Annotated in this window: 2 protein-coding genes; both read left to right on the forward strand. The window is 71.7% G+C overall.

Translation table 11 applies throughout. From position 1 onward, the window contains the following. The coding region (gene ptsP, locus I4Q42_RS25770) for a phosphoenolpyruvate--protein phosphotransferase (protein WP_198578965.1) at positions 1–2,346 on the forward strand (2,346 nt) is incomplete at its 5' end. Positions 2,347–2,351: 5 nt separating this feature from the next. After that, positions 2,352–4,042, forward strand: a 1,691-nt coding sequence (nagE, locus tag I4Q42_RS25775; RefSeq protein ID WP_198578966.1) for an N-acetylglucosamine-specific PTS transporter subunit IIBC, incomplete at its 3' end; no start/stop codon positions are given.

The raw sequence follows: 4,042 nt of genomic DNA on the forward strand, positions 1-4,042 counted from the left end.
TCGGGGCATGCGGTGACGATCCGGGCTGGGAACGGCGCGGAGATCCTGATGCATGTGGGGCTGGAGACGGTGGCCCTGGGCGGGGAGGGGTTCAGCGTTCACGTGGCCGAGGGCCAGGCGGTGAAGGCTGGTGACCCGCTGATCGGCTTTGATCTGGATCTGCTGGCGCGGCGGGCCAAGAGCCTGATCACGCCGGTGGTCATTACCAATCCCGAGGCGTTCTTGATCGTCCGCCGGGCCGAGGGCCTGGAGACCGGCGCGGGCGGATTCCTGATGGAGTTGGCCCCGGTGGTGGGGGCGGCCGTGGTCGAGACGGCCTCTGAGATTGAAGTCTTCCGCGAGATCGTCGTGCCGCTGGCGCACGGGATCCACGCCCGTCCGGCGGCGCGGATCGCCGAGACGGCGCGGGGCTTTGCCGCTGAAATCTCGATCGTTGCCGGCGGTCGCCGGGCGAGCGCTCGCAGCCCGGTCGGGGTGATGGCCCTGGCCGTGAAGCTGGGCGACCATGTCTCGATCGTCGCTTCGGGCGCGGACGCTGCGGCCGCCGTGGACGCCGTCGCCGCGCTGATCGAAGGCGGCATGGGCGAGAAGGCCGGCGAGGTCGCGGCGAAGGTCGAAGAGGCCCCGATCGTCGTCGCTGCCCCGTCTGAGCCCGCCGAGCCGGGCGTTCTGCGCGGGGTGATGGCCGCGCCGGGGCTGGCGATCGGCCAGGCGGTGCGGCTGGCGGTCGAGGCGATCAACGTGGCCGAAGCCGGGCAGGGCGAGCCCGCCGAACTGGCGGCCCTGGACGGTGCGCTGGAGGCGGTTCGCAGCCGCATCGCGTCTGCCGCCGAAACCGGCGATCCGGCCCGCAAGGCGATCCTGGCCGCCCACCTGGCCTTCCTCGAAGATCCCGAACTGACCGCCGGCGCCCGCAAGCTGATCGGCGAGGGCAAGAGCGCCGGCTTTGGCTGGCGGCGGGCCGTCGGCGGCTATGTCGAGGCGCTGCGGGGCCTTGGCGACCGCCGCCTGGCCGAGCGGGTCGACGACCTGATCGATCTGGAGCGCCAGGTGCTGCGGGCTCTGCTGGGCCTGGAGGAGGAAACCGCCCGGGCCCTGCCGGCCGGGGCCATCCTGCTGGCCGACGAGCTTTTGCCCTCGCAGCTGATGGGCGTGGATCCCACCCGCGTGGCCGGCTTCGCCACCGCCCGCGGCGGCCCCACCTCGCACGTGGCCATCCTGGCCGCCGCCATGGGCCTGCCGGCTCTGGTGGCGGTGGGACCCGGCGCGCTGGAGATCGCCGACGGGACCGCCCTGATCCTCGATGCGGAAGGCGGACGCTTGCGCGTCGCCCCCGGGGCCGACGCCCTGGCCGCCGCCCAGAGCGCCATCGCCGCCCGCCACGAGCGCCGCGCCGCCGCCAAGGCCGCTGCTCATCAGGATAGCGCCACGGCCTGCGGCGCGCGGATCGAGGTGTTCGCAAACGTCGGCTCGGAGAAGGACGCCAAGGCCGCCGCCGCCAACGGCGCCGAAGGCTGCGGCCTGCTGCGCACCGAGTTCCTGTTCCTCGACCGCGACACCCCGCCCGACGAGGACGAGCAGGCGAAAGAGTACCAGGCGGTGGCCACGGCGCTCGACGGCAAGCCGCTGATCGTGCGCACGCTCGACGTCGGCGGCGACAAGGCCGCGCCCTACCTGCCGATCCCGGCCGAGGAGAACCCGGCGCTGGGCCTGCGCGGCGTGCGGGTGAGCCTGTGGCGGCCGCATCTGCTGAAGACCCAGCTGCGCGCCATCCTGCGCGTGCAGCCGCTCGGCCAATGCAAGATCATGGTCCCGATGGTGGGATCCCTCTCCGAACTGCGCGCCGTCCGCGCCGTGCTGGAAGAGGCCAAGCGCGAGCTGGGGATCACCGACCGTATCGAGCTCGGCGTCATGATCGAGACCCCGGCCGCGGCCGTCACCGCCGATCTGATCGCCGCCGAGGCCGACTTTCTCTCCATCGGCACCAACGACCTGACGCAATACGTCCTCGCCATGGACCGGGGTAATCCGGAGCTGGCCGCCCGCATCGACGCCCTGCACCCGGCGGTGCTGCGGATGATCGACCAGACCTGCAAGGGGGCCGCCAAACACGGCCGCTGGGTCGGCGTCTGCGGCGGCCTGGCCTCGGACCTGGCCGCCGTGCCCGTGCTGCTGGGCCTGGGGGTCACCGAGCTTTCGGCCACCGCCGCCATCGTGCCGGAGGTGAAGGCCCTGGTGCGCACCCTCGACCTTGCCGCCTGCAAAACCCTGGCCGCCCAAGCCCTGGATCAGACCTCGCCCGAGGCCGTCCGTGACCTGACCAAATCCTTCCAGGCTGGAGCCTGACGCCGATGAAATCGCCGCTCGAAATCCTCCAGCCGCTCGGCCGGGCCCTGATGCTGCCGATCGCGGTGCTGCCGGTGGCGGGGCTGCTGCTGCGCCTGGGCCAGCCCGACCTGCTCAACATCCCCTTCATCGCCGCCGCGGGCGATGTGATCTTCGCCAATCTCGGCCTGCTGTTCGCCATCGGCGTCGCCGTCGGTCTCGCCCGCGAGAACAACGGCGCGGCCGGGCTTGCGGGTGTGGTCTGCTTCCTGATCGCCACCGAGGGGGCCAAGGCCCTGCTGCATGTGCCGGCTGACGCCACGACGGGGCTGGCCGAAGCCCATGCGGCCCTGGCGGGGGCGGCCTACAAGGCCAAGGCCTTGTCCAAGCTCAGCGTGCCGATCGGCATCCTGTCCGGGGTGATCGGCGGGCTGTTCTACAACCGCTTTTCCGGCTTCAAGCTGCCCGAGTATCTCGCCTTCTTCAGCGGCCGGCGCTTCGTGCCGATCGTGGCGGGGCTGGCGGGCCTCGTCATCGCCGGCCTGGTGGGCCTGGGCTATGACGGCATCAACGGCGGCGTCGACAGCGCCAGCCGGGCCATCGTCGGCTCTGGGGAGTGGGGGCTTCTGGTCTACGGCTTCCTCAACCGCATCCTGATCGTCACCGGCCTGCACCACATCCTCAACAACATCGCCTGGTTCGTGATCGGCGACTATCACGGGGCCACCGGGGATCTTCGGCGCTTCTTCGCCGACGACCCGACCGCCGGCGGCTTCATGAGCGGCTTCTTCCCGGTGATGATGTTTGGCCTGCCGGCCGCCTGCCTGGCCATGCTGCACACCGCCCGTCCCGAGCGCCGCAAGGCCGTGGGCGGCATGCTGGTGTCGCTGGCCCTGACCTCGTTCCTGACCGGCGTGACCGAGCCGATCGAGTTTTCCTTCATGTTCCTGGCCCCGGCCCTCTACGCCGTGCACGCGGTGCTGACCGGCGTCTCCATGGCGCTGATGAACGCGCTCGACATCAAGCTGGGCTTCACCTTCTCGGCGGGGCTGTTCGACTATGTGCTGAACTTCGGCAAGGCCACCCACCCGCTGCTCTTGCTGCCGATCGGGGCGGTGTATTTCGGGGTCTATTACGGCCTGTTCCGGTTCTTCATCGTCCGCTTCGACCTGAAGACCCCGGGCCGTGAACCGGAAGAGGAAGCCGCCTTGCTCAACGCCGCGCCCGTCGCAAGCGCCGGCGGTCGCGGGGCCGACTTCGTCATCGCCCTGGGCGGCGCGACCAACCTGCTCAGCGTCGACGCCTGCACCACCCGCCTGCGGCTGATCGTGGCCGACCAGAAGGTGATCGACGAGGCTCGCCTCAAGGCCCTGGGCGCGCGCGGCATCGTGCGGCCCTCGGACAAGGCCTTGCAGGTGGTGCTCGGCCCCATCGCCGACACCGTCGCCGGCGAGATCCGTCAGGCCGCGGGGGCGGGCGTGCGGGCGCCGGCCGTCGTGGCTCCGACGCCGGCCAAGGCCGCGTCTGATCCCGCCGCCGCCCGGGCTCTGCTGCCCGGCCTCGGCGGGGCGGCCAACATCCTCGCCGTCAGCGCTTGCTCCAGCCGCCTGCGGCTCGAACTGGCCGATCCGTCCAAGCTCGACGAAGCCGCGCTCAAGGTCGCCGGCGTGCGGGCGCTGGTGCGGCTCGACGGGTGGGTGGTGCACCTGGTGCTGGG

It is taken from the genome of Caulobacter hibisci (assembly GCF_016135805.1).
In the GTDB taxonomy this organism is placed as follows: Bacteria; Pseudomonadota; Alphaproteobacteria; order Caulobacterales; family Caulobacteraceae; genus Caulobacter; species Caulobacter hibisci.